The organism is Desulfovibrio sp. 7SRBS1, assembly GCF_049723905.1.
GTDB lineage: Bacteria > Desulfobacterota > Desulfovibrionia > Desulfovibrionales > Desulfovibrionaceae.
Genome location: NZ_JBJKFD010000001.1, coordinates 3363751 through 3387911, shown reverse-complemented (window position 1 = coordinate 3387911; position 24161 = coordinate 3363751). Strand labels below are relative to the sequence as shown.

Below are 24161 nucleotides of genomic sequence, written 5' to 3'. Positions count from 1 at the left end.
AAGTCATCTCAAAATAGAGACTTTAAAAAAATATATTTTTTTTACTACAAGCTCGGCTGAAAACGTAATCACACAACCCAACATCAATTTCCGACTCCCCCTTTATAAATAAACTTTTTGGAAGGGGAGCGCGAGGGGAGAACCTTTTTTCAAAAAGGTTTCCCCTCGCCCCTCTTTTCCTTCTTCCCGCCCCGCTACCCATTGCCAAATTTTATAATAATAGGCAGGTTTTCCCCATGATGCACCATGGTGGAAACCTTACGAAATACGCACTATTGGCGGGCTGCGCGCCTGAGGACATTCTGGATTTTTCCGCGAACATGAACCCGCTGGGACCACCGGCCTGGTTACGGGACGAAGTGAGCCGGGTTCTGGGTTCTGTAGTGCACTATCCCGACCCGGATAATGCGGAGCTGCTTGGCGCGGCAGCGCAGTATTACGGCGTGCCTGCGGATAATTTTGTGGCCTGCAACGGCACCAGCGAAATGCTCTTTGCTATGCCGAGGGTGGTGAAGGCGCTGTACGGGCTGAAGCGCGCCATTGTTCCGAGCCCTGGGTATGTGGATTACAAGCGCGCCGCGCAACTGGCGGGACTGCAAACCGAAACGCTGACACTGCACGAGGTACACGGATTCCGTGTGGATTTCGATGCTCTGGATAGCATGCTGGCTGAAGGTCCGGCCCTGGTATTTCTGGGGCGGCCCAACAACCCCACGGGCGTGTCATTCCCTGCCGAGGACGCACGGAAGCTGGCAAGAGGACATACGGACAGCTTCTTTGTGGTGGATGAGGCGTTCGCGGATTTTCTGGAGGCTGGCAGCGACCGGATGGTGCAGCAGCGGCCTGCGAACATGGTCGTCCTGCTTTCCCTGACCAAATTTTACGCTGTGGCCGGACTGCGCCTTGGGCTGGCGGCTGCCGCCTCGGATGTTCTGGCCGAGCTGCGGCGGACCAGCGCGCCATGGGGTGTGAACTCCATTGCCCAGGCCGTGGGTGCGCGGGCGTTGCACGACACAGACTATGCCGAACGTTCGCGCCTGGAGTGCACCCGGCTGCGCACGGACCTCTGCCATGGACTGGGGCAAATTTCCGAACTGCGCGTGTATCCGGGCGAGGCAAACTACCTACTTTGCCGCCTTGAAAAGGGGAGTGGAATCACGTCCGGTGCGGAACTCTTCGACAAGCTCATTGCCCAACGTATCGCCATCCGCCCCTGCTCCAATTATGACGGGTTGGACGACCGTTATTTTCGCGTGGCCGTGCGCAACGAGGACGACAACGCGCGCCTGCTCCCCGCACTTGCGCAGATTTTGGAGCACAAAAAACAGCCCCGCAGGCAACGCAAAACGCCTGCCATCATGTTTCAGGCCACCAGTTCGGACGCGGGCAAGAGTCTGCTGGCTGCGGCCATGTGCCGGATTCTGCTGCGCCAGGGGTTGCGGGTCGCGCCCTTCAAGGCGCAGAACATGTCGCTCAATTCCTTTGTCACCCTGGACGGCGGCGAGATGGGCCGGGCGCAGGTTACGCAGGCTGCGGCTTGTCGGCTGGAACCGGACGTACGCATGAATCCGGTGCTGCTCAAGCCGTCCAGCGACACGGGATCGCAGGTTATCGTCATGGGCAAGCCTGTGGGCACCATGCGCGTGGGCGCGTACATCGAGTACAAGCGTGAGGCGGCGCGTGCGGCCAGGGCCGCGTATGACGACCTAGCCGGGGAATTCGACGTGATGGTGCTGGAAGGCGCTGGCTCGCCTGCGGAAATCAACCTCAAGGCGCACGACATCGTGAACATGGGCATGGCGGCCTACGCGCGGGCCAACGTGCTGCTGATTGCCGACATAGACCGGGGCGGATCGTATGCCTCGCTCATCGGCACCATGGAATGCCTGGAGGAGCGCGAGCGCGCCCTGGTAAAGGGCTATGTGCTGAACAAATTTCGCGGCGACGCCTCGCTGCTGGCCCCGGCCAACGAGATGATCGCCTACCGCACCAACGTGCCCGTGCTGGGCGTGGTGCCGTTCGTGCACGACCACGGCCTGCCCGAAGAGGATTCGGTGGCTTTCAAGGCCGGTCGGCTGGTGCGGGAACGGGGCACGGCCGAACTGGACATTGCGGTCATCGACCTGCGCCATATTTCCAATTTCACGGACTTCGACGCCTTTGCCCGCGAGCCCGACGCCCATGTGCGCCAGGTGTGCAAGCCCGAAGAATTGGGCAGGCCCGATGCCATCATCCTGCCGGGCAGCAAGAACACCATTGGCGACATGCGTTTTTTGCGCGAGACCGGGCTGGCCGCGGCCATTGCAGAGCTGGCCGGAACCTGCGAAATAGTGGGCATTTGCGGCGGGTTGCAGATGCTTGGGCGCAGTGTGGCCGATCCGCTGGGGTTGGAGTCTTCAGACGCGGAAACACCCGGTCTGGGTCTCCTGCCGTTGCAGACCACGTTGGCGGAAAGCAAGACCCTTACCCGCGCCGCCTGTGTTCACACCCCAAGTGGGTTGAGCGTGTACGGGTATGAGATTCACCACGGCACGACCACCCCGCTTTCCGATGGGTTGCAGTCCTGTGTGGTTCGCGAGGACGGCAAGGTCATCGGCCATGGTCTGCCAAGCCAGCGCGTATGGGGCACCTATTTGCACGGTTTGTTTGACGCGGACGGCTTTCGCCGGGCGTTTTTGAACACCTTGCGGGTCAGCAAGGGGTTGGAGCCGCTCAATGGGGAGAATCCCTACGATATTCAGCCAGCTTTGGACAGGTTGGCGGATGTGGTGGAGGCGGGGATGGATATGGAACGGGTGTACGAGATTCTTGGCGTATAGACAGAAGAAAAAAAAGAATAAAATTCAAAGAGAAGAAAAGAATAAGAAAACAAAACGCAAAGAAGCGGATGGATACGGGGAGTCGCGGTTCCCTCGAGTTACATTCCATTCGTAAGCTCTGTTTTCTCTGTCAGAAACAGTGGGGGACCAGTAAGGCTAGGTTCCCCCGTCAGGGCGTTGAAAATCTCGTGGTGGCGGCGTTGCTGCGCCAAAGGCATATCCTCGAGTATCAGAAAATACGCGTCGGCCATGCCTTTGGCTGGCGCCTTACCACCACGGCTTTTGAACACCCTGGTTTCCGACACCTTCCCCTCCCTCTCCAACCTAAGGGGCCGCAGGTATCTCACGGCGTGTCATGGCCGCCTCTTTGTACCGAGGCAGGTGAAATAACGCCCTTGCGCCACACTTTATTAAGCTGCATTTGCAGCCGCTCCGTAGCAGTTGCGCCACGCCCTGCGGGACGTGGCGAATACACCGCCATTGGTGAAGTGAAATGGGTGGGCGCACGGTACGTTGCGAAAACAATGCAACGCTAAAAGCCAGATAAAAAAACGTTGTAAGGCACTTGGTTATTCCCAGCCTTCAACGCCTCCTTCGTTAAGCGACTTTGGCGCCCTCATTTTCGCCCCCCAAAATCCTACTTCCCCTTACCCAATCCTTTCCATCCCCCATATAAAAATCAATCAGGCTCCGGCCCAAAGAGCAAAACTCATTGGGCCGGAGCCTGATTGCTTAGATAAAACACGGGGAGCGCGAGGGAGAAGATCCGTCTCCCCCTCGCCCGTTGTCCCGTTACGTTAGGCGGTCAATTCTTCAACAACCTTAACGATGGCGGGTTTCTGCTGCAGCCCTTCCAGGCGCTTTACTTCTTCGCCGTCTTTCAGAAAGAGCATGCTGGGAAAGCCCTTTACGCCGCAGCGTTCCTTAAGTTCGGCGTTCTCGTCGAAATCGATCTGATAGATGGGGAAATCGGGGAACATGCCGTCGATGGCCTTCAGCACGAAAGCCAACATTTTACAGGGGCCGCAGGTCTTGGAGTAAAATTCCAGCATCATGACGCCGGACTTGTCCATTGCATCGAATTCTTCGGTGGTGAGTTCTTTTATCATGCGAAATCCTTTCGGTTTTTGAAATTGCGTTCAGGCTAGGCCTTGAGGCTTTCAACGTACTTGGAGGCGCTGTTGGCGGCAATGGCGCCGTCGGAGCAGGCCGTGACAACCTGGCGCAGTTTTTTGGCCGTAATGTCGCCAGCGCCGAAAATACCGGGAATGCTGGTCTTCATTTCATCGTCCACAACAATGCAGCCGAACTTGTCCACTATTCCCAGGTCCGCGAACCAGGTCGAGCAAGCCTTCAGCCCGATGTATTCAAAAACGCCGTCGCAGGCCACGTAGCTTTCGTCGCCATCCTTGGTGGACTTGAAGCGAACGCCTTCCAGCTTGTCGTCGCCGGTAAATTCCAGAACATCCTGATAGGGATGAACCGTGACGTTGTCCAACAGGCAAAGCTTGCCGCAGGCCTTGGGATCGGCAGTCAGGTCGAACATGGTGATGATGTCCAACTTTTCCACCATGCCAGCCAGGTAAAGGGATTCCTCCACTGCGGAGTTGCCGCCGCCGATAACGGCAACCTTCTTTCCGCGATACTGGGCACCATCGCAAATGGCGCACCAACTGATTCCGGAACCTGCAAACTTGTCTTCACCCGGAACGCCCAGGTTGCGAGGCTTTGTTCCGGTCGCCAGAATCACGGCCGTGGCTTCATACTCGGTTTCGTCTTCCAGGCACTTGATGAGCTTGTACTCGCCCTTGTCGTCAATGGCGGTGACTGTTTTGTAGTCGAACTCCGCGCCCAGCTGCTGGGTATGTTCAAACATGGAAATGGCCAGAGCCGCGCCTTCCACCGGACCGGAACCGGGATAGTTCTCAATCTCGTTGGTGTTCACAATCTGCCCGCCCGGAGCGAGCTGATCCAGAAGCAAAACAGACAGATTGGCGCGAACGCCGTAAATGGCGGCAGTCATACCTGCCGGACCAGAACCGACGATAATCAGATCATAACGTTTCATTGCATACTCCCAGATATATGCGGGCTGTATTTGCCCGCACAATGTCGTTGTCCTTGTGATCTATAGAACTAGATTACCGGACGGGGCGAAATAGCCTGGACTATCTTTTGCTCAATAAAAAGCAAGTTTTTTGGGGCTGCTGAGAAATTAAGGCGCAGGGGCGTCAAATTTTTCGAAAATTCAATGCGAAAGTTAGTCCAGGTTATGGCGCGAAAAACCAGAACCTTGCTACATCAGATGTGAATATTTTCACAATACCGTTGTGTGTCGTTTGCGGCCTCGTGCAAAAAAGCTGCGAACGACACGAAACCAGGCGGGGTGGGCTCGCCGTGAGCCGAAACGGTCATCAAACTTTGTTGTAATTGGGAGGCTACATGCAGCGTGGCAAATTGATAAAGTGGGTCATAAACCTGCTCTTCCCGGTAGCCATCTACTTCCTGGGACCCACCTTTGGGATTCCTCCGAAGTTGACGCTCTTTTTCACCATCACAAGCTGGGGTGTTTTGAGTTGGGTGCTCGACACGCTCCCGGATACGCTCGTGGCAATCCTTATGCCCGCGATATATGTGGTGACCAAACTGGGAACCGGAAAACAGATTTTCGCCCCCTGGGGAACGACCATCCCCTGGATTGTGGTGGGCGGCATGATGATGGGCATGATCATGATGCAGACGGGCCTTGCCAAACGGATTGCCCTGTTCTCCATCCGGGTGGCGGGCTTTTCCTTCACCAAGGTCATGGCCGGATTGATGCTGGCCGGATACATCATTTCCCCGTTCGTCCCCTCGGTTATGGGAAAAGCGGCCATTATCTCGGTGGTCAGCCTGGGTATATGCGAGGCCCTGCACCTGAAGAAAGGATCGCGCGAAGGCGCCACGGTTCTGATGGTTGGCTTTGTTTCCGTGGCCTGCGCAAAGCTGGCCTACCTGACGGGCGGCGGCGACATTGTCATGGCCATGAATATTGCGGGCAAAGGGGCTGGCTCTATTGTGACCTGGAGTGAGTACTTTGTTCACAATTTCCCGATAGCCGTGGTGTACGGCATCATTTCCCTGGCCTGCATCCTGCTGATTATGCGTCCGAAGCTGGATGCCGACCTGGAAGGCTACATCCACCAGGAATACGCCGCCCTGGGCAAAGTCTCCCCAAACGAACTCAAAAGCATGGCCATCCTGGTTTCCCTGCTGTTGCTTATGGCAACCAGCAAATGGCACGGCATCAACTCGGGCTATGTGCTTTTGTTCATGGGTGGCGTCTGCTTTCTGCCCGGCGTGGACCTGCTGAACAAGGAAAAGCTGAACAAGATGAACTTCAGCGTCATCTTTTTCGTTATCGGGTCCATGTGCATTGGCTCGGCAGCCAAAGTGGCCGGTGCCAGCGGCTGGGTGGAACAGCTTGTGGCTCCCTACCTGGACGGTTCCCTTTCCACCGCGCTCATGGGCATATTCGGCGTGGGCCTGGTATCCAACTTGTTCCTGACGCCGCTGGCCGCCGTGGCCGCCCTTACAGGGCCCATCACGACCATCTGCCAGCATCTCGGCGTTTCGCCCGCCGTGGGCAGCTATTCTCTGCTCTACGGCCTGGACCAGTACTTCTTTCCCTATGAATACGCAGTACTGCTCTACTTCTATGCCTACGGCTACATGAAGATGAAGCAGGTGGCCGCTGTTTTTGGCGTGCGAGCCGTGGTGACTGCGTTGTACCTCCTGTTCGTGGCTGTTCCCTACTGGAAATTCATCGGAGCCTAATTTCAGTTCTACCCCTCTTCCAACAAAGGAGAAAGACATGTCTTACAACGAACCGAAAATGCAGTACGAGCGCATCGACCATCTGGTCACTCAGCAGAATGAACACGAGGCCGCGTTCATGGCCGATTTTTCCAAGGGCGAGTACACCCTGGAAAAGCCCCTGGTTGTGGTGAATCCCTACCTCATCAACCCGCTGGCCGCCCTGGTTCTGTTCCGTACGGAAAAACCCGTGTCCGCCACCGTCACGGTGCATGGCAAGACATCCGTGGCCAACATCAGCAAGACCTTCGGCCCCGCCACAGAGCATATTCTGCCGGTTCTGGGACTGTACAAGGAATGTGGCAACCTGGTGGACGTGGAGCTGGACAACGGCGAAAAAGTTACCCTGACCGTCACCACAGGTGCCCTGCCGGAGCTTACCCGGGAAGTCACCAACATCGTCACCACGCCCGAATACATGGACGGGAACATGATGTTTGTATCGGCCGCAGGCAAATCCCTGCCCGCCGGGTACGACTACAACGGAGACTGCCGCTGGACCCTGGCGGAAAACTTTGTCTTCGATATGAAACGCATCTCCAACGGCAATCTTCTGGTGGGCTCGTACCGCTACTCGCGGGTGCCCTACCACACCGCTGGTATCTGCGAAATTGCCATGACCGGCAAAATCATCAAGGAATACCGCCTGCCCGGCAACTACCATCACGACCAGTTTGAGATGGAAGACGGCAACCTGCTGGTGCTGACCCAGGACTTCCACCGCGACACCGTGGAGGACATGCTGGTGCTCATCGACAGGGAAAACGGCGAAATCCTGCGCACCTGGGACATCTCCGCCCTGCTGCCCCACGAAGAGGGCAAGTCCGGAAGCTGGAGCGACCGCGACTGGTTCCACTGCAATGCCGTGTGGTACGATAAGCCCACCAATTCCCTGTCCCTGTCCGGACGCCACCAGGACATCATCATCAACATCGACTACGAGAGCGGTGAGTTGAACTGGATGCTGGGCGACCCCGAAGGCTGGCCCGAAGAGCTGGTGAAGAAGTATTTCTTCACCCCCGTGGGCGATGTGGAAAACTTCGACTGGCAGTACGAACAGCACGCCTGCCTCATCACCCCCACCGGCGATGTGATGTGCTTCGACAACGGCCACTGGCGCGCCAAGAAAAAAGAAAACTACCGCAAGAACCGGGACAACTTCTCCCGTGGCGTGCGCTACCGCATCGATACCGATAAAATGGAAATCGAACAGGTCTGGCAGTACGGCAAGGAACGCGGCCAGCACTTCTACTCGCCTTACATCTGCAACGTGGAATATTACGACGAAGGGCACTACTTGGTGCACTCCGGCGGCATCGGCTACGTGGACGGCATGGCTTCGGAACTTCTGCTGCCCGCTTTCCTCGATCCCGAAGACCCCACGCACGAGCAGCGCAGCATCACGGTGGAAGTAAAGGACGATGTGGTCATGTACGAGATGCATCTGCCGTCCCAGTTCTACCGGGCCGAAAAACTCCCCCTGTACCACGACGGCGACAACCTGTGCCTGGGACAGGGCAAGATAGTGGGCAGCCTGGACGTGACCCCCGAGTTCGACACCGTGGCCGAAGCCGAGGAAACCCAGGAAGCTCCTTCCGCCTGGAATCAGGTCAAGATTGTGGAAGAGGAAGACCGTTTCACCTTTTTCGGAAGGTTCGAAAAGGGCAACCTGCTCATGCTCTGCCTGGAAAATGAAAAGGAAGCGCACAACTATTACATCTCCACCACGGCCCGCCCGGCGCTGGCCATGTGCGTGGGATCGTTCATGGAGGCGGATGACCGTCGCGTGTCCATGAACATCAGCAAGTTGGGATTTACCGGCACGTTCGCCGTCAAGATGATCCTCAACGAGAAGAAGTACAATCTGGGCGTCACCATCACGGTGGCTGAATAAGTCCATCCCGGCCCGCGAAAGCGGTCTGCCGGACGGTACTTCGCAATACACGTCACAAAAGGCGCTTCCCTGCATGGGGGAGCGCCTTTTTATGTTCTACAGCCAATGGTCACGCGGTGTGGCCGGATTTTTTAAACAACCGAACTTACGGAGGTGAATTAGTAGTTCAGGGTGGTTTCTTCCCTGGCGATCTGATGGAGGCGTTGCGGGTCGGCAATGTGCACGCAGTGGCCGTTGCGCTCAAGCACGCCCTGGTCCACCAGGATCTTGCATATTTTGGCGATGGTGACGGTATGGATGGACAGGAAGTTGCTCATTTCCCGGTAGGTGAAGCAACGGGGCAGAACAAGCTTTCCTTCGCGCTCCTCCATGAAGTTGACGAGCATGAGGCAGAGGCGGGTGCTGGCGTCTTTGCTGGCCAGCCAATAGGAGTGTTCGAGCACGTTGGAAAGATTTTGAGAAATGGAAAAGGAAAGGTCCTTATACAGTGTCGGATTGTTTTCCAGTTCCTGAAAGAAAATTTTGTTATCTATTCCCCACACTTCGAGAGGCGATTTGGCGACAATGGAATTGCAGTTGATGGAAATGTAGCTGCTGGGAAGGAGTTCCTGGGGCAAAGTGAAGCGGATGAAGCCCAGAAGATTTCCGGACTTGAAATACATGTAGACCTTTTCGTCGCCCGAGGGCGTGAGCATGGTCAGAGCCGCCAGGCCGCGCTCGAGGAAATAGACGTTCTGGCCCAAAGGGAGTGCCTCACCCTTGTCGAAACGGGTATGGCGGCCGATGGATTTGAACGTATCGATATGCGGGAGTTCGTGCCAGAACATGTTGCCTCAACTTGCTGTTAACAAAGTACATATATGTATTCTGCACAAAGCGCATCTTTTGAATTTTTCGTGAATTGGGGGGGCTTGGTGCGGGGGAGAGGGAATTATTTCAATTAAAGAAAAGAGAAGAATAAGAAAGGAGGTGGAGGGGTACAGGGAATCGCGGTTCCCTTGAGTTATTTTCCATCTATAGGTCCCGTTTTTATGTCAGAAACAGTGGGGGAACCTGATAACTGCCAGGTTCCCCCGGTTGTTTCCGACACCTTCCCCTCCCCTTCCAACCTAAGGGGCCGCAGGTATCTGGCAAGACGTCTTTGCCACCTCTTCGTACCAAGGTGGGTGAGGCAGCACCCTTGCGCCATAGGATCGCAGGCCGCATTTGCAGCCGCACCGCCGCAGTTGCGCCACGCCCTGCGGGACGTGGCGAATACTCCGCCATTGGTGATGGGGACTGGATGGGCGCACGAAACGTTGCAAACAACCAAGCCCCAAAGACTGATGAATCAAGAAAAAAAGCCTCCTTCCAGTTCCTTCCCTAGGAAGCCAACTTGCTTTGCCTAGCTCTTTCCATCCCCCCTGTGTAACGCAAAAGCCCTGGTCCGAGAGCGTAGCTCTTGGACCAGGGCTTTTGCGTTACACATATCGCGGGGGTCCGGGGGAGATCATCTCCCCCGGCCGCCGGAGGCAAAATCTTACTTTTACTTATTCAACACTTCCACGCCGCTCATGTAGTGGTGCACCACGCGGCCCTGGAGTTCATGGCCGAGCAGGGGAGTGTTCTTGCCCTTGGAGCACATGGTTTCCGGGCTGACGGTCCACTTGGCATCCGGGTCGAACAGGCAGAACTCGGCGGGATCGCCGGGCAGGAAGTGGCAGACCCTGAGGCCGAAGATGTCGGCCGGGGCGTAGCACCACAGCTCCACGAAGCGCTGCATGTCCAGCAGGCCGTCGCGAACCAGGGAGTAGGTCTGCGAAAGCGCGGTATCGAGGCCGGAGATGCCGCAGGGCGCGTCCTGAAATTCCACTTCCTTTTCATGGGAAGCGTGGGGCGCGTGGTCCGTGGCAAGGATGTCTATGGTGCCGTCCTTGATGGCCTCGCGCATGGCTTCCAGGTCGGCCCGGGTGCGCAGGGGCGGATTGACCTTGGCGGCGGTGTTGTAGCCTTCCACGGCCTCTTCGGTAAGGAAGAGGTAATGCGGACAGGTCTCGGCGGTTACTTTTACGCCGCGTGCCTTGGCCTCGCGGATAAGGTTGAGCGAGCCGATGCAGGAGATGTGGGCCAGATGGATGGGAATGCCCAGATACTCGGCCAGCAGAATGTCGCGCGCCACCTGTGCGGCTTCGGAAGCCCAGGGCTGGCCTCGCAGGCCCAGGCGGGAGCTGACCGCGCCTTCGTTCATGCCTGCGGCAGGTGCCATGAAGGGGTCTTCGCAATGGTCGATGACGACCTTGCCGATGGTGTCGGCATATTCCATGGCGCGGCGAAAGTACTCGGAGTTGAGCACGGGCTGGCCGTCGTTGGAAAAGGCGACGCATCCGGCCTTGGCGAGTTCGGCCATGGGCGCGAGCTGCTCGCCCTTGAGGTCGCGGGTGAGCGCGCCGATGGGATGCAGGAACGGGCCGTGCGGATGATGCTTGCGGGCCTGGCCCAGCATCAGGTCGGTCACGGACGAGTCGTCGTTGACCGGCGAGGTGTTGGCCATGGCCATGACATGGCCTATTCCACCGTGAGCTGCGGCGCGCAGGCCCGAGGCGATGTCTTCCTTGTACTCGAAGCCGGGTTCGCGCAGATGCACGTGGGCATCGACGCAGCTGGGCAGCAGCATCAGCCCCTTGGCATCCAGGGTATGGCCGCCGTGGCGGTCGGCATCGGGCATGGACGGCGCAACGCCCAGAATATGCCCTTCCTGCACCATGACGTCCACGAGATCGCCCATCCACAGGGCATTGCGTACTACAAGATCTGGGACGCTCATTGGGTGCACTCCGTACAGGTGATATAGAGGTAAAGAAGAGCCATGCGCACCGCTACACCGCTGGCCACCTGATCCAGAATGAGGCTTTCGGCGCTGTCGGCCAATTCCGAAGAAATTTCCACGCCCCGGTTGATGGGGCCGGGATGCAGTATGCGGGCACCCTGCGCAGCCATTTCCATGTGGCGGGGGGAAAGCCCGAAGGTGACGGAGTATTCGCGCAGGTCGGGCAGCAATCCAGCCTGTTGGCGTTCCAGCTGCAAACGCAGACACATGACGGCGTCCACGCCCTGGACGGCCTCGTCCAGATCGTAGTGCACGGTCACAGGCCAGTCGGACACACAGGCCGGCAGCAGGGTGCGCGGCGCGCACAACCGGACCTTTGCGCCCAGCTTGGTGAGCAGCTGCACGTTGGAACGGGCCACGCGGCTGTGGGCAATGTCACCCAAAATGAGAATGGTTTTTCCCTTGATGCCGTCGATGCTGCCCCATTCCTGCGAAAGGGTGAAGCTGTCGAGCAGCGCCTGGGTGGGATGAGCGTGCCAGCCGTCGCCCGCATTGATGATGGAGCATTCCAGCCGTTCCGCCAAAAACTTTGCCGCGCCGCTGGCCCAATGGCGGATGACAATGGCATCCGGGTTCATTGCCTGCAGCGTCAGGGCGGTATCTTTGAGGGTTTCGCCCTTGGTAAGGGAGCTGGAACTTTTGGCTAGCGCAAAGGTGTCTGCGGAAAGCCGTTTACCGGCAACGTCAAAGGACGTCTTGGTGCGTGTACTGGGTTCCGCAAAAAAAAGGACCACGCTTCGGCCCCTGAGTGTGGGGACCTTTTTAACGGGCCTTGAGTTGATATCCTGCAGCGACCGCGCTGCCTCGAAAATCATGCCTACATCGTCCGTGGAAAGTTGGTCCACGTCGAGCAGGTCTTTATGATGCCAGGTTCGTTTTTTTTCTTCCGACATGCCGTGCCCCGCAGTTGAAGTTCACGAAAATGTACCTGTTCACCGAGAGCGCAACAAGAAGAATGTTTTGTCCCAGAATCCAATACGTTCCAGAGGGATTCCAATAGCTTGAAAGCGCGGGATGTTCTCGTTTCGCCAGCCCCTGGTGTCACTTTCAAAGCGTTTGGGTACCAGGAGGGTCTCCAGGCTGTTCGCCGGAATTTGCGACTGCAAGAGCGTTTGCCGCAAAAACCTGAAAAGAGCAAGGGAGGAGGCCCGCTGGCCCAAGGCGTCGTGCCATGGCCCGGCCACCATGTTATTGATGAATCCGTCCTCGCGCGCAACCCCCATGCGAATGACCTGGATATTGGCCCGCCACAGGGGCAGCAGGGCTTGGGCAAGCTGGTCTATGGCCTCGTCCAGGGGCAGCGGCACAAAGTCCCCCTTTTGGTACAGCCTATCCAGCCCGGTCCCGGCCAGGACCACCGTGGGGTGCAGGCGCACCGTCTGCACGTCCATGTGGATGAGCTGTTCAACGTCGTGGCGAAAAATTTCCGCACTGGATTTCGGCAGGCCGGGCATGAGGTGCACGCCCAGCTGCAAACCGCAGCGGCGGACAAGGCGGCAGCCCCGCAGCGCGGTCTCGCGGTCGTACCCGCGGGCGCAGGCCCTCAGCACCTCGGTATCGAACGATTGGATGCCCAGTTCCACGCGGTCCATGCCCAGGTCGGCCAGTCTGCGCAGCTGGTTTTCGTCAAAGGCGTCGGGCCGGGTGGAGCAGCGGATGGCTTCCACCACCCCTTCGGACTTGTATTTTCCAGCCAATTCAGTAAACCGCTCCGGCCAGGGTGTGGGCAAAGCCGTAAAAGTTCCGCCATAAAATCCCACCTCCAAGGGTGGGCCACAGCGTTCCCGGTTTTCGTCTAATTTTTTAACTAAAAAATTCAAAGCCTTGTCGTAGTCCGCTGTGCATTGTCCTGTTTGCGCACACTGATCGCAAAACAAACAATGCCCTTTGCATCCCGCATGCGGAAGAAATAACGGCAAAATGCGGGTTTGGCGGCGTTCAGCTCGTGGATGGAAAAAACGAATTTCGGTCAAGCTCATATCCGGTTGATTATCGATTTGGAAAAAACTACATACAAACCCGCAATTTACGACTCAGGACTTGCCTAAACGGTTTGCCTGCCATACTGTCCACTCACAATAGGCGACCATTGTGGGAATCTGGTTCCGGGATGCCGTCATAACGGGGATAGTCACGCGGCAAACATCTATTGCATTGGGTTAATGGCACGAAATACAGACACCCGAAAGAAACGCCTGTGCAGGATCATACTCTCGAACGTCGAGCCTGTCTCGTGGAGAAGTTCAGGCCCGGTCGTGGTTTCTTTCGGATAGCAGCAGATACGTAGCTTTCACAACAACAGGCGTATCTGTGCAGGAGAGGGAACATGGAGCATAAGACTCTTACCAAAGCGGAAATTGTTGATGCCATCTACGAACAGGTGGAAATGAACCGAGCTGAAATCAAAAGCCACGTGGAAACCCTGCTGACCATCATGAAGGATTCCATCAAGCGCGACCACAGTCTCCTGATAAGCGGTTTCGGAAAATTCGAAGCGTATGAAAAGAACGCCCGAAAGGGACGCAACCCTCAAACCAACGAATCCATCACCCTGCCTCCGCGCAAGGTTGTGGTATTCCGTCTTTCGCGCAAGTTCCGCTGCGAACTCAACGGCGAAGAAGAAGAATAAAGCTATCTGATCAGCTCTCTCGGGGATTCCCCCGTATAAGCGGGCAGCAATGCAGGAGATAATCCTGCGCGGCCCGACACAAAAAATCCCACCCGGAAGTTCCGGGCGGGATTTTTTATTTTGTCCAAACAGGTTGGTTCGCTTTTCAAGCAGCGCCCTCCTGCCAGCTACCGGGCAACTACAAACGCTCCAGGATGATCGGCTTTCAGCTTTGCCTTGCCAGACTGTGCCCTGGAATAGGTGCTGAAGACACCCGCCTGCACACGCCAGAAGGTTCTGCCGTCCACGTCGGCCTGTTCTATCCTGGTGCCGGAATACCCCAGGGCCTTGAGCTTGTCGGCCAGGGTTCTGGCATTGGAAGCCTGGGTAAACGCCCCCAGCTGCACATAGAAGGTGCCGCTCAGGTCGCCGTTGTGGATGCCCTTCACCTTGCCGAGGCTGTGGATGCGCACCCTGGCAAGCCCTGTGGTATCCATGCCCAGGGATTTGGCCGCGGCATAGGAAAGATCGATGATGCGCTTGTCCGTATCCACAAACGGTCCGCGGTCGTTGACCATAACCTGTACGGTGCGGCCGTTTTCCAGGTTTTCCACCATCAGCTTGGTTTTCATGGGCAGCAGACGATGGGCCGCGGTGTACTTGTACATGTCGTACACTTCGCCGTTGGCCGTGCGCTTGCCGTGAAACTGCCTGCCGTACCAGGAGGCGATGCCGGTTTCCTGATACCCGTCCGAACTGAACATGGGATGGTAGGTCTCGCCCCGGATGGTGTAGGGCTTGTACGTGCCCTTGAGCTTGCCCGACGAGGTCCGCGCCTGGGGCGGAGCCGAGGCCATGTGCGACGAGCCCTTGTATGTGGGCGGGGTGGAGGGGACATATTTTTTGGAGCCGCATCCGGAAAGGAGCAGTCCAAGGCAACACACACAAAACACTATGGCGCCCGTCTTCCAACGGACGCGCAGGGGGGAGGGAAAAATCATTCTTGGGAGCCACCGATTTTTTTGCCCAGCGACAGAGCCAGAGCAGTGGTCAACTTGACCATGTCCACATTGGCTTTGCGGACCATTCCGGCCATGCTTTTGCCCAGGGCGGTGAGTATCTTGCAGCCGACGTCCGGGTGGGAAGCCACCAGGGCGAAAAAACGGCTGCGGTCCGTGACAAGAAAGCTGGAGTCCTCAACCACCTCCACGGTGGCGGAGCGGGTATCCCGGTCGAGCAGCGCCATCTCCCCAAAGGTGGGGTAATGGGTCTCATCCAGGGTGGCCAACACCTTGCGGGGATTGGTCATTTCCGCCAGCGGCAGGCTCATGCCCTTGATGAGCATGGATTTTGAGATACGCACCCGGCCACTTACCAGCACGAACATTTCGTCGCTCATCTCCCCCTCTTCGATGAGCGTCTGTCCGGCCTGGTATTCCCGGGTAAAGAAAATGGGACGGATGGTATCTATCTGTTCCGGCGTCATGCCGGAAAAAAGTTGGATGTCGGGCCAGCTGATCTCTTTCAAAGTACGCCTCCCGCCTTGGCTGCGCCGCCCTCGCCGGTAAGGAACAGGACAGCGTCGTACCCGTCAAGGGAAAGGTCGTCCGCGGGATTGACCTGAACGCTTGGTCCCTGTCTGCCCAGGTCGGTCTTTTGGCCGGAAAGTTCGAAAAGTTCCTTGATGAACTGGTCCAGGGCCGCGCTCTCGTCCAGCAGGTCGTCCAGGGAAAGCTCCCGGCTGAGCTGGCACAGGGCCATGGGCAGGGAGCCGTCGCGCTGGCGCATGCGCTCCGCAAAGGTCTTCCAGTCCAGCCGCCGTTCCTCGTGCGACAGGGGCCGGAAGTCGAGCCGCGCCTGTCCGTTGAGGCCGAGCATGGATTTGAAAAACGACCAGTAGGACGGGTTGGCCCCCATAAGCCCCAGAATGTGGCTTACCATTTCGCCGGGCACCAGGGTTTCGTTGACCCCCGCCCGGATAAGGTGCTCCTTGTTCTCCGCCATGGAGACCTGCCCGTAGATGGGCACCTTCGGGGCCAGACTGCGGATGGTCAGGGCCGTATAGATGGACTGCTGGTCCGCGTCGTTGGCATCCAGCCCGGACTGGCTGAGAATGTAGACCACCCTGGCCTGGGCCGGAGAGGCCTTGTGCACCACGTTTTCCTGGGTGGGATTGCCCCGCACGAAATGGAGCTTTTCGCCGACATCCAGCCGGTAGGCCAGCTCGTCGCGCAGTTCCTGCCCCAGGTCGTTGACCAGCACCACGTGGGTTTCGCGCAGCACGCCTGTGCGCAGCAACGTTTTGATGAGGTCCGCGCCATAGGGGTTCCAGCCGAGGATGACGATGTGTCCTGAAAGTTTCACGGTCAGAAGCCCTTTGCGTTTTTGGGCCTGCCGCTCAACCAGCAGCGAGGCCAGGTTGCCTGTAAGGGTGGAGACCAGACCAATGCCGGAAATCATTACCACCACGCCAAGGACGCGCCCCCAAGCGGAATGGGGAACCAGATCGCCGTACCCGACAGTGGTCAGGGTGACCACCGCCCACCACAGCGCGCCGAGAAAACCGGTCTCCCCGTCCTGTACCAGCTCCAGATAATAAAAGCCCACCGAACTGCCCACAAGCAGCAGCGACGTGATGGCCAGCAATTTGGCCAGCGGGCTTTTGAACCATGTCAGCAGGCGAGAAAGCATCGGCGTCGCATCTCCCTATTCGGACGGTGCAATCGGAGCGGGTGTTTTTCCGCTCCATGAAAAGAAAGGGCGTTTCAACCATAGGTCGAAACGCCCTTGATGCCTTATTGGGCCAACTCCGAAAGGCTAGAAACCGTAGCCCAGTTCCTGACGGATGTTGGACGGCAGATTGGCGGTGGCGGCGGGATCAAGCGCCTTCCACGAAGCACCGGCCTGCTTGCGGGCGTCCTTCACTTCGGCCAAGGTCATGCCGGTGCGGGGGATGCTCAGCACCTGACCGGGGTAGATCAGGTCGGGATTCTTGATTTGGTCACGATTGCTCTTGTAGACCAGGGGCCACATGAACGGATCGTTGTAGATCTGGGGATATTCTGCGATCCACCACAGGCACTCGCCCTTGACCACGGTGTGGGAGGCGGGCAGGGAGCCGTAGGTTTGTTCGTAAATTTCCATGGGAGTCGGAGCAGGAGTCTGCTCTTCAACAACAACCTGTTCTTCCTGCACAACAACTTCTTCCTGTGCAGCGGGTTCCTGTTTGGGAGCTTCAGAAGTAACTGTCTTTTTGGCACATCCCCAGGACATCATCAGGGCGAGTGCCAGCACGAGAAATCCAAATTTTTTCATCTCACGTCCTCCAGTATAGTTTGGATGCACCGCTTTGGCTTACATATCAAACTTTTAGTTTCCGCTTCCAGTTATCAACAATTTCTTTCTCTTGCAATACGAGAACACTTTGCGGATTGAGCTTCTCCGCAGCCTCCACGGCCTGCTCCGCCAAGTCTATCCACCCCCCCCTGCGGTAGCTTTGAGAAGCCAGAATAGGCAGGATTTCAGGAGTTTCGCCATATATATGGCATAAAAGCCTTTTTTCGTCACGTCCAAAAACATGCTTCACCAATTCCCGGCTTTCAAAAAAGAAACGGGCCAGAAGCGGATTTTCGCTGTGCGAGGCCAAATAGATGGGAAACAGACGGCGGCAATGGAACATGATGAAGCGCACCCGCTTGATCTCGCGATGGATGCTCTCCCTGGTCTGGGTGATGACCTGGTAGAGCTCCTGGCAGATGATGGATTCCTCGCGGGGCAGGTCCATGGCCTGCAGTTCCCGAAACCATGGTGCATAGGCCTGCTGCTGGTAGGCGTCTTCCTTCAGCTTTATGGTCTCGTGGAAGATGTAGCCCAGCCCCCAGTCCAGAAACTCGCCCACCAGACGCACCTCCCGGTCGTTGCGGAAGAGATGGTGGGCCGTATCCTTGAGCCGCCAGAGCAATCCCTTGCTGTTCTGGCCCCCCAGAAGATCGCGCAGGATTTCAAAATCCAGGCGCTGAAATCGGTCAAAGTAGGCGAACTGTTCCTCAAGGGCCTTGTTCGCCACGCAGAATTCGCGCACCACGTCGCGCACAAATTCCGGGCGTTTTTGTCGAATCCACTCTTTGGACATGAGATCAGCAGTCCATCCTTGCTCTTTGTTCAGGCAGACCAATCGTTTTTTGACAATGTCAACAAAACAACATGCACGCCAATTTGGCTACCTATTAATACACACGCTCTCAACTATTTTTTACGGAACGTATGCGCCCTGCGCCCCAGCTCCAGCAGACGCCGGTCCGCCAGGTCGAAAAGCGAACCTCTGGTAAATGTTCCGTCCTTGCGCCGCGTTCCCGGCTTGAGCCCGGTAAGGATCTCCAGCGCCTGGCCAATGGTCTTTACAGGGTAGACGGCAAAAAGGCCTTCGTCCACCGCGCGCAGCACCTCGGGCTTGAGCACCAGGTTGACCACGTTGTCCGCAGGCAGCAGAACGCCCTGGTTGCCTGTCAGCCCGCGGCGGCGACAGACTTCGTAAAAGCCCTCCACCTTGCGGGTCACGTCGCCCACGGCCATGACCGTGCCCGACTGGTTGACCGCGCCGGTAAAGGCATAGGAAAGGTCGATGGGCACATCGGCCAGCGCGGAAAGCAGCGCCGCCAGCTCCGCCCCCGAAGCCGAGTCGCCCTCCACATGGGCGTAGCTCTGCTCAAAATACAAACTCCCGGCCATGACCAGAGGCTTGTTGTGGGCAAACTGGCCCAGCAGAAAACTCTTCAGGATCATCATGGCCTTGGTATGGATGGGGCCGCCCAACTGGGCCTCGCGCTCCAGGTCGATAACCCCGCCCTCGCCCACGCCCACGGTGCAGGCAATCTGGTGCGGCAGGGCAAAGGCGTAGTCGCCGTAATAGGTTACGGCCAACCCGTTCACCCGCCCCACGGCCAAGCCGCTGGTGGGCGCCTTGATGATTTCACTGTCGTAATCGGCCATGAATTCCTCTTCATAGAGGTTGGCCCGAAAATCGCGCGCAGACTGTGCCCGGTCGATGGTCCGGGCGTCCACCATGTCCTGCCCGTCTATGGAGGCCATGGCCGAAGCCTCTATCATCAGATCGCGCAGCTGGGGAAATTCCAGGGAGAGCTTGCGCTGGTCCTCGGCCAGACGCGACCCGAAATCCACCAGTGCGGCCAGCCCGCAACGGGAAAACGGCAGCAGGTCGTCGTCTCGGACAATCTCGCCCAGTTCCCGCATATACTGACGGATATTGGCCGCGTTCCAGACAGTGGTGTCCTGCATGTGGGCCTTGATGCGGAACAGCTTGCTGAAACGGCTGTCGTGGTAGAGCAGGGTTTCGTAGGCTTCTTCCGAACCAATGAGTATGACCTTGAGGTCCAGGGGAATGGGCTCCGGCTCCACAGTGCGGGTACGAACCTGATCCTGATCGGACGGGTCTTCCACCCTTGCCAGCTGTGAACGAAGCGCGCGAAGCAAACCTTCCCATGCCCCGGTAAAGGAAAGCACGTCGGCCACGTCCAGAACAAGATAGCCGTGGTTGGCCTTGTGCAGACTTCCCGCCTTGATGAGCGAGTAGTCCGTGTACATGGCCCCCAGTTCGCTTTCGCGCTCGATACAGCCCAGCAGATTGAAAAACGTGGGATGGTCGTCCACGATCAGGGGTGCGCCCTTGATGGCGCTGTTGTCCACAAACAGGTTGGCCCTGTAACGGGAAAAGAACTCCTCGCTGCCGTGGTGCGGCTCCTGCCCCGGCTGGGGGGCGGCGTCTTCCCGCGTGGTGAACTGCACGAGATTTTCCAGAATATCGTCGCGCATCATTTTCAGATATTTTTCCAGCCTGCCGTTGCCCTGGTATTTTTCCCGCAGCGGAGCCAGATGCTCGTCAATGGTCTCGGTGACCATTTTCCGTTCCAGGTCTTCCTCGTCCACCTTCAGGCGACGTTCCTTCACCTGGATGCGGCGCAAAAGCGTGGTGAGCGAGGTGAGCAGCCCCTCGCGCACATGGCGCAGGGATTTTCTGGTCTCGTTGTCCAGCTGGTCGAACTCGTCCTGGCTCACGGGCTTGCCGTTGAGCACCGGGGTCAGGGTCAGGTTGCCCTCTTCCATGATGTTCAGGCTGAAGCCTTCCTTGCGGGCCTCGTCTTCCATCTGGGAATAGACGTTCTCGCGCCAGGTCTTGAACTGATGGATCAGCCCTTCCTGTTCCTTCTGAAAGGTCTCCTCCTCCAGCCGGGCATGGATATCCTCGCGCAGGCCGGTCACGGTCTTGTTCAGATCGTGGCGGAACTGCCGCCCCTTGCCTGCCGGCAACTCGATGTACATGGGGCGGTCCGTGTCCTCGAAATTTTCCACATACAGCCAATCGGGCGGCGTGGGATTTTTCCTGGCCCGTTTTTCCAGAACAGACCGCACAAAATACGTGCGTCCCAGGCCGGTCTCTCCGGAAACGAAAATATGGTAGCCGCCTCCCTTGATGTGCAGGCCCAATTCAAAGGCGTGCGTGGCCCTGGGCTGTTGCCCGGCGGGATTTCCGCCGTGCGGAATCCGGGTGGAATCCTCATATTTGATACGTTCCGGATCCAGACGCAGCCGCAGCTTGCCGGAAGGCAGTGGCTTCAATTTGCTCATGCATACCTCAATGCTCAAGATTTCAGCCCCGAACCCCGCCCGTTGCCGGACACAGCCCGAGAATATGTGCCGGAAGAACTCCTCCCGGCTGGCGCAGGACATATTCTGCCCTGCGTTGTAAAAAACAATGTATGTTGCGCGTTTCGCCCGTCATCAGCGGCACAAGGCGAACTCAGCACACAAAATATTTCCCCCGATATTTCCTAAGGACATTTCCCACGACGAGCCTCCAGTTTACGACCTCGCAACCGATTTGTCATCCGTCGCCGTGCTGCCCTTCGCACGCCCTTCTCCAAATATATTAAGGATAGGCGCTGCTACTCAAAGAAAATTTCCAACTTCTGTCCGGCCAAACGGAGGAAGGCGTTGAACCGCTTGCCCGCTTTGGAAACGAATTTCAAACGGGAATAGGTCCGCCCCTTGGCCAGCAGATCGCGCACGGCCCGGCGCGGTATGGTGCCTCCGGAAAATTCCTTCCAGACCACGAACGGGCAGGCGCCCGCCTCGGGCCGCCAATTGGCGCAGCCGTATCCGCGTTCGCCCTCCACCACATTGCCGCCGCACAAAGGACACGCGCCCAATGGTTCGCCCTGGTGTACGGACTCGGTGCTTTGGTCGGTATCCGCAGTATTGTCAGGGGCGTTCTCCGGCCCGTTGCCAGGGGCATTGCCAGGGACATTACCAGGGGCATTCCCCGCCGCCCCTTGCAGACCACGTTCCGGACCACGTTCCGAGCCACGATTGCGGTCCTGCGGTTCCCGCCCGTCCGGTTTCCGCCCTTCCGGTCCACGAGATCGACGCGGAGCAGGCGCGCTTCCCGGCCTGCGCCCGGACTTGGCCGCCATGACGCCCTGGTGCACAAAGGCCCGTATCTCGTTCATGAACTCAGGGTACGAGAGCTTGCCCGCCTCAATGGACTTGAGCTTGCTTTCCCAGTCCCCGGTCAGTTCGGGCGAAGCCACCTCGGGCAGCTGGCGCGTCACCGCGCTGATAACAGCGCAGCCTCTATCAGAAGCAATAAGTTTTTTCTTGTCCTTGTCCACAAAGCCACGCGAAATAAGTGTCTCGATGGTCTGGGCCCGTGTGGCCGGAGTGCCCAGCCCGCGCTCCTTCATGGCCTCGCGCAGGGCTTCGTCGTCCACCAGCTTGCCCGCGGTTTCCATGGCTCCCAGCAGGGAAGCGTCGGTAAAATGGGCCGGAGCCTTGGTCTGGCGCTTGATCTGCTCCACGGAACAGACGTCCACCTTTTGCCCCTTTTTCAGGGCAGGCAGCGGATTGTCCTTGGCCGCGCGCCATGGTTCGGCCACCAGCCAGCCCTTGTCCTTGAAAATCTTGCCCGTGGCCTTGAAACGATCGCCGTCCACGTCCTCACCGGCTTTTTCCGGCTCTGCGCCAGCCGCGGCAGGGTTGGCCGTCACCTCTATCCACACCGTGGACGAGCCGAACTGCGCCTTGGGCATGAGCGCCGCGCACAACCTGCGGCAGACCATCTCGTAAATGGCCCACTCGTTCTCGGACAGCGCCTTGGGATCGGCCTTGCGCGTGGTGGGAATGATGGCGTGGTGGTCCGTGACCTTCTTGTCGTTCACGCACTCGAACTTGGCCTTGGCGTCCTTGACCGCATTGCCCGCCACCGTGGCGATATCCGGGAAGTGCGGGTACACGGCCCGCAGATGGTTGACGATGCCCTTGAACAGATCCTTGGTAAGATGACGCGAATCCGTACGCGGATAGGTCAGCAGCTTGCGCTTTTCATACAAGGACTGGGCAATGGACAGGGTATCCTTGGCAGACAGCCCGTAGCGGCTGTTGGCCTCGCGCTGCAATGTTGTCAGGTCGAACGGCAAAGGCGGCTTCTGGGTGCCGCGACGGCTGGTGACGCCCAGCACCGTGCCCTGCCCGCCCATGCAGCGAGCCTGCACGGCCAGGGCATCGGCCTCCAAGTCCAGGCGGGTCTCCTTGAAATCCGGCGGCAGGTAGTACTCGGCCTTGAACGGCTCGGCCTCCTCGCCCTCCAGCTTGGTCGGACGCGCGAACACGCCCTCCACGGTCCAGAAATCCCTGGGAGTGAAATGCTCTATTTCCCGGCGGCGGTCCACCAGCAACTTGAGCACCGGGGTCTGCACCCTGCCCACGGAAACCAGGCCGCCGTCGCGCACTGTGAACAGCCGCGAAAAATTCATGCCCACCAGCCAGTCCGCCTCTGCCCTGGCAAACGAGGCCAGCCCCAGATTGCGCTTTTCCTCGCCGTCCATCATGCCGGCAAAAGCCTTTTTCAGCCCTTCCTCGGTCATGTCGCTGGCCCACAAACGGCGGATGGGCTTGGTACAGCCCGCCATTATATAGATGCGGCGGAAAATCAGCTCGCCCTCGCGCCCGGCGTCGGTAGCGTTCACCACCTCTGTCACGTCCTCGGCATTGAGCAGGCTCTTGACCACCTCGAACTGATCCTGGGTCCGCTCCAGAACGGCAAGCGCGAAACGACGCGGAATCATGGGCAGCTGACCAAGTGACCAGCGCCCCTTCCAGCGCGCATCCTGCACTTCGGGTTCGGCAATATTGACCAGATGGCCCACGGCCCAGGTCAGAACATGGTCCGGCCCGTCTATGCGCCCGCCCCGCCCGTTTCCGCTAATCCCCAGAAACTTGGCTATGTCGCGCGCCACAGAGGGCTTTTCAGCAATAATAAGAGTTCGTTTGTTCACTTCCGGATGGGTAGCAGTTGCAGGTTCGGCTGTCCATATAAGGTAATGAGAGAAAGCGGGGCGCTGCCCCGTACCCCGCCAGGGCCATGATGGCCCTGGACCCACAGCCATGCTTTTCCCCGCGCTGAAGCAGCGCTGGAAAAAGCAACAGGCTATTTGTCTTTTGCTTTCCCCTCTTCCCTCACAACCTTCTTACCCAGGCAGGGCTTCTTCCTCCCTTCTTACACAGGCGGCTCAAAAAGGCCTGGATGCAAGGCGCCAGGGAAATTAAGACGCGACGTGTACTCTTATGTACACGAGCGGCTTGAATTTTCCGCAGCAACGAAGCAGACAGACCTTTTTCAGCCGACTGAACAAAAAAAAGCCCTTCGGGCTTTTTTTAGCCAGAAGAGCTTTATATTCAGTGGCGTCCCTACCCGGATTTGAACCGAGGTACCCAGAATGAAAATCTGGTGTCCTAGACCAGGCTAGACGATAGGGACACGGAAAAGTAAGGTCTGTATTTAAAAATGCCCTGGTCCGCAGACCAGGGCTATTCATCACGTTGGCGTCCCTACCCGGATTTGAACCGAGGTACCCAGAATGAAAATCTGGTGTCCTAGACCAGGCTAGACGATAGGGACGCGTGGCTGGGGAACTAGGATTTGAACCTAGGTTAACGGGACCAGAATCCGTCGTCCTGCCAACTAGACGATTCCCCAACGCGGAAAAGCGTAGTTAATTCAAAGTGAGTGGGCTGTCAAATACTTTTTTAAAAAAATTTGCGCACCAC

18 protein-coding genes and 3 tRNA genes are annotated in these 24161 nt (G+C 57.9%); 4 read left to right on the top strand and 17 right to left on the bottom strand.

What is annotated here, in order from left to right; genetic code table 11:
* The first annotated feature begins 236 nt into the window (after positions 1–236).
* Positions 237–2819, top strand: coding sequence for a cobyric acid synthase (locus ACI0FJ_RS15175; protein ID WP_424304738.1), 2583 nt, complete (start codon positions 237–239; stop codon positions 2817–2819).
* A gap of 98 nt (positions 2820–2917) precedes the next feature.
* Here ACI0FJ_RS15175 and ACI0FJ_RS15170 read toward each other — a convergent pair whose 3' ends face one another.
* The 3 genes from ACI0FJ_RS15170 to ACI0FJ_RS15160 all read right to left on the bottom strand — a co-directional run bounded on the left by ACI0FJ_RS15170 (position 2918) and on the right by ACI0FJ_RS15160 (position 4887).
* Positions 2918–3124 (bottom strand): hypothetical protein, encoded by a 207-nt coding sequence (locus ACI0FJ_RS15170; protein ID WP_424304737.1) that lies wholly within the window; start codon positions 3122–3124, stop codon positions 2918–2920.
* 492 nt (positions 3125–3616) lie between these two features.
* Entirely contained in the window at positions 3617–3928 is a 312-nt protein-coding gene (locus ACI0FJ_RS15165; RefSeq protein ID WP_424304736.1) for a thioredoxin family protein, read from the bottom strand.
* Positions 3929–3963: 35 nt separating this feature from the next.
* Positions 3964–4887: an NAD(P)/FAD-dependent oxidoreductase gene (locus ACI0FJ_RS15160; protein WP_424304735.1), complete on the bottom strand. Its 924-nt coding sequence runs from the start codon at positions 4885–4887 to the stop codon at positions 3964–3966.
* Between the two features lie 374 nt (positions 4888–5261).
* On the opposite strand from ACI0FJ_RS15160, the gene ACI0FJ_RS15155 reads away from it, so the two are divergent.
* Positions 5262–6635 (top strand): SLC13 family permease, encoded by a 1374-nt coding sequence (locus ACI0FJ_RS15155; protein ID WP_424304734.1) that lies wholly within the window; start codon positions 5262–5264, stop codon positions 6633–6635.
* A 37-nt stretch (positions 6636–6672) separates the two neighbouring features.
* The gene (locus ACI0FJ_RS15150) at positions 6673–8568 is read left to right on the top strand and encodes an aryl-sulfate sulfotransferase (RefSeq protein WP_424304733.1); all 1896 of its coding nucleotides are present in this window, start codon (positions 6673–6675) and stop codon (positions 8566–8568) included.
* Positions 8569–8726: 158 nt separating this feature from the next.
* Here the strand turns inward: ACI0FJ_RS15150 and ACI0FJ_RS15145 are convergent, their stop codons facing one another.
* The 4 genes from ACI0FJ_RS15145 to ACI0FJ_RS15130 form a co-directional block, all read right to left on the bottom strand.
* A complete protein-coding gene (locus tag ACI0FJ_RS15145; protein WP_424304732.1) occupies positions 8727–9395 on the bottom strand; it encodes a Crp/Fnr family transcriptional regulator in 669 nt (222 codons plus the stop codon).
* A 698-nt stretch (positions 9396–10093) separates the two neighbouring features.
* On the bottom strand, positions 10094–11371 hold the full coding sequence (locus tag ACI0FJ_RS15140; RefSeq protein ID WP_424304731.1) for a dihydroorotase: 1278 nt from the start codon (positions 11369–11371) through the stop codon (positions 10094–10096).
* Positions 11368–12327, bottom strand: coding sequence for an aspartate carbamoyltransferase catalytic subunit (locus ACI0FJ_RS15135; protein WP_424304730.1), 960 nt, complete (start codon positions 12325–12327; stop codon positions 11368–11370). Before ACI0FJ_RS15135 ends, ACI0FJ_RS15140 begins: the two co-directional genes overlap by 4 nt.
* A 39-nt stretch (positions 12328–12366) precedes the next feature.
* Entirely contained in the window at positions 12367–13413 is a 1047-nt protein-coding gene (locus tag ACI0FJ_RS15130) for an elongator complex protein 3 (RefSeq protein WP_424304729.1), read from the bottom strand.
* A 347-nt stretch (positions 13414–13760) separates the two neighbouring features.
* Here ACI0FJ_RS15130 and ACI0FJ_RS15125 point away from each other — a divergent pair, with 347 nt between their 5' ends.
* Complete coding sequence (locus tag ACI0FJ_RS15125) at positions 13761–14063, top strand: integration host factor subunit alpha (RefSeq protein ID WP_424304728.1); 303 nt, start codon at positions 13761–13763, stop codon at positions 14061–14063.
* Positions 14064–14230: 167 nt separating this feature from the next.
* On the opposite strand, the gene ACI0FJ_RS15120 is transcribed toward ACI0FJ_RS15125, so the two are convergent.
* The 10 genes from ACI0FJ_RS15120 to ACI0FJ_RS15075 form a co-directional block, all read right to left on the bottom strand.
* Positions 14231–15043, bottom strand: coding sequence for a septal ring lytic transglycosylase RlpA family protein (locus ACI0FJ_RS15120; RefSeq protein ID WP_424304727.1), 813 nt, complete (start codon positions 15041–15043; stop codon positions 14231–14233).
* The gene (locus ACI0FJ_RS15115; RefSeq protein WP_424304726.1) at positions 15040–15570 is read right to left on the bottom strand and encodes a cyclic nucleotide-binding domain-containing protein; all 531 of its coding nucleotides are present in this window, start codon (positions 15568–15570) and stop codon (positions 15040–15042) included. The genes ACI0FJ_RS15120 and ACI0FJ_RS15115 overlap by 4 nt, the downstream gene beginning before the upstream one ends.
* Positions 15567–16733, bottom strand: coding sequence for a potassium channel family protein (locus ACI0FJ_RS15110; protein ID WP_424304725.1), 1167 nt, complete (start codon positions 16731–16733; stop codon positions 15567–15569). Before ACI0FJ_RS15110 ends, ACI0FJ_RS15115 begins: the two co-directional genes overlap by 4 nt.
* A gap of 126 nt (positions 16734–16859) precedes the next feature.
* Positions 16860–17357: a LysM peptidoglycan-binding domain-containing protein gene (locus ACI0FJ_RS15105; RefSeq protein WP_424304724.1), complete on the bottom strand. Its 498-nt coding sequence runs from the start codon at positions 17355–17357 to the stop codon at positions 16860–16862.
* A 46-nt stretch (positions 17358–17403) separates the two neighbouring features.
* The gene (locus ACI0FJ_RS15100; RefSeq protein WP_424304723.1) at positions 17404–18174 is read right to left on the bottom strand and encodes a hypothetical protein; all 771 of its coding nucleotides are present in this window, start codon (positions 18172–18174) and stop codon (positions 17404–17406) included.
* Positions 18175–18287: 113 nt separating this feature from the next.
* Complete coding sequence (locus ACI0FJ_RS15095) at positions 18288–20684, bottom strand: Lon protease family protein (protein WP_424304722.1); 2397 nt, start codon at positions 20682–20684, stop codon at positions 18288–18290.
* Positions 20685–21001: 317 nt separating this feature from the next.
* Positions 21002–23389, bottom strand: a complete 2388-nt coding sequence (locus ACI0FJ_RS15090; RefSeq protein WP_424304721.1) for a DNA topoisomerase 3 — start codon at positions 23387–23389, stop codon at positions 21002–21004.
* A 404-nt stretch (positions 23390–23793) separates the two neighbouring features.
* Positions 23794–23871 (bottom strand) — tRNA-Glu (locus tag ACI0FJ_RS15085).
* Positions 23872–23934: 63 nt separating this feature from the next.
* Positions 23935–24012: transfer RNA gene (locus tag ACI0FJ_RS15080), tRNA-Glu, on the bottom strand.
* Between the two features lie 3 nt (positions 24013–24015).
* Positions 24016–24090 (bottom strand) — tRNA-Gln (locus ACI0FJ_RS15075).
* Between the last annotated feature and the right edge of the window lie 71 nt (positions 24091–24161).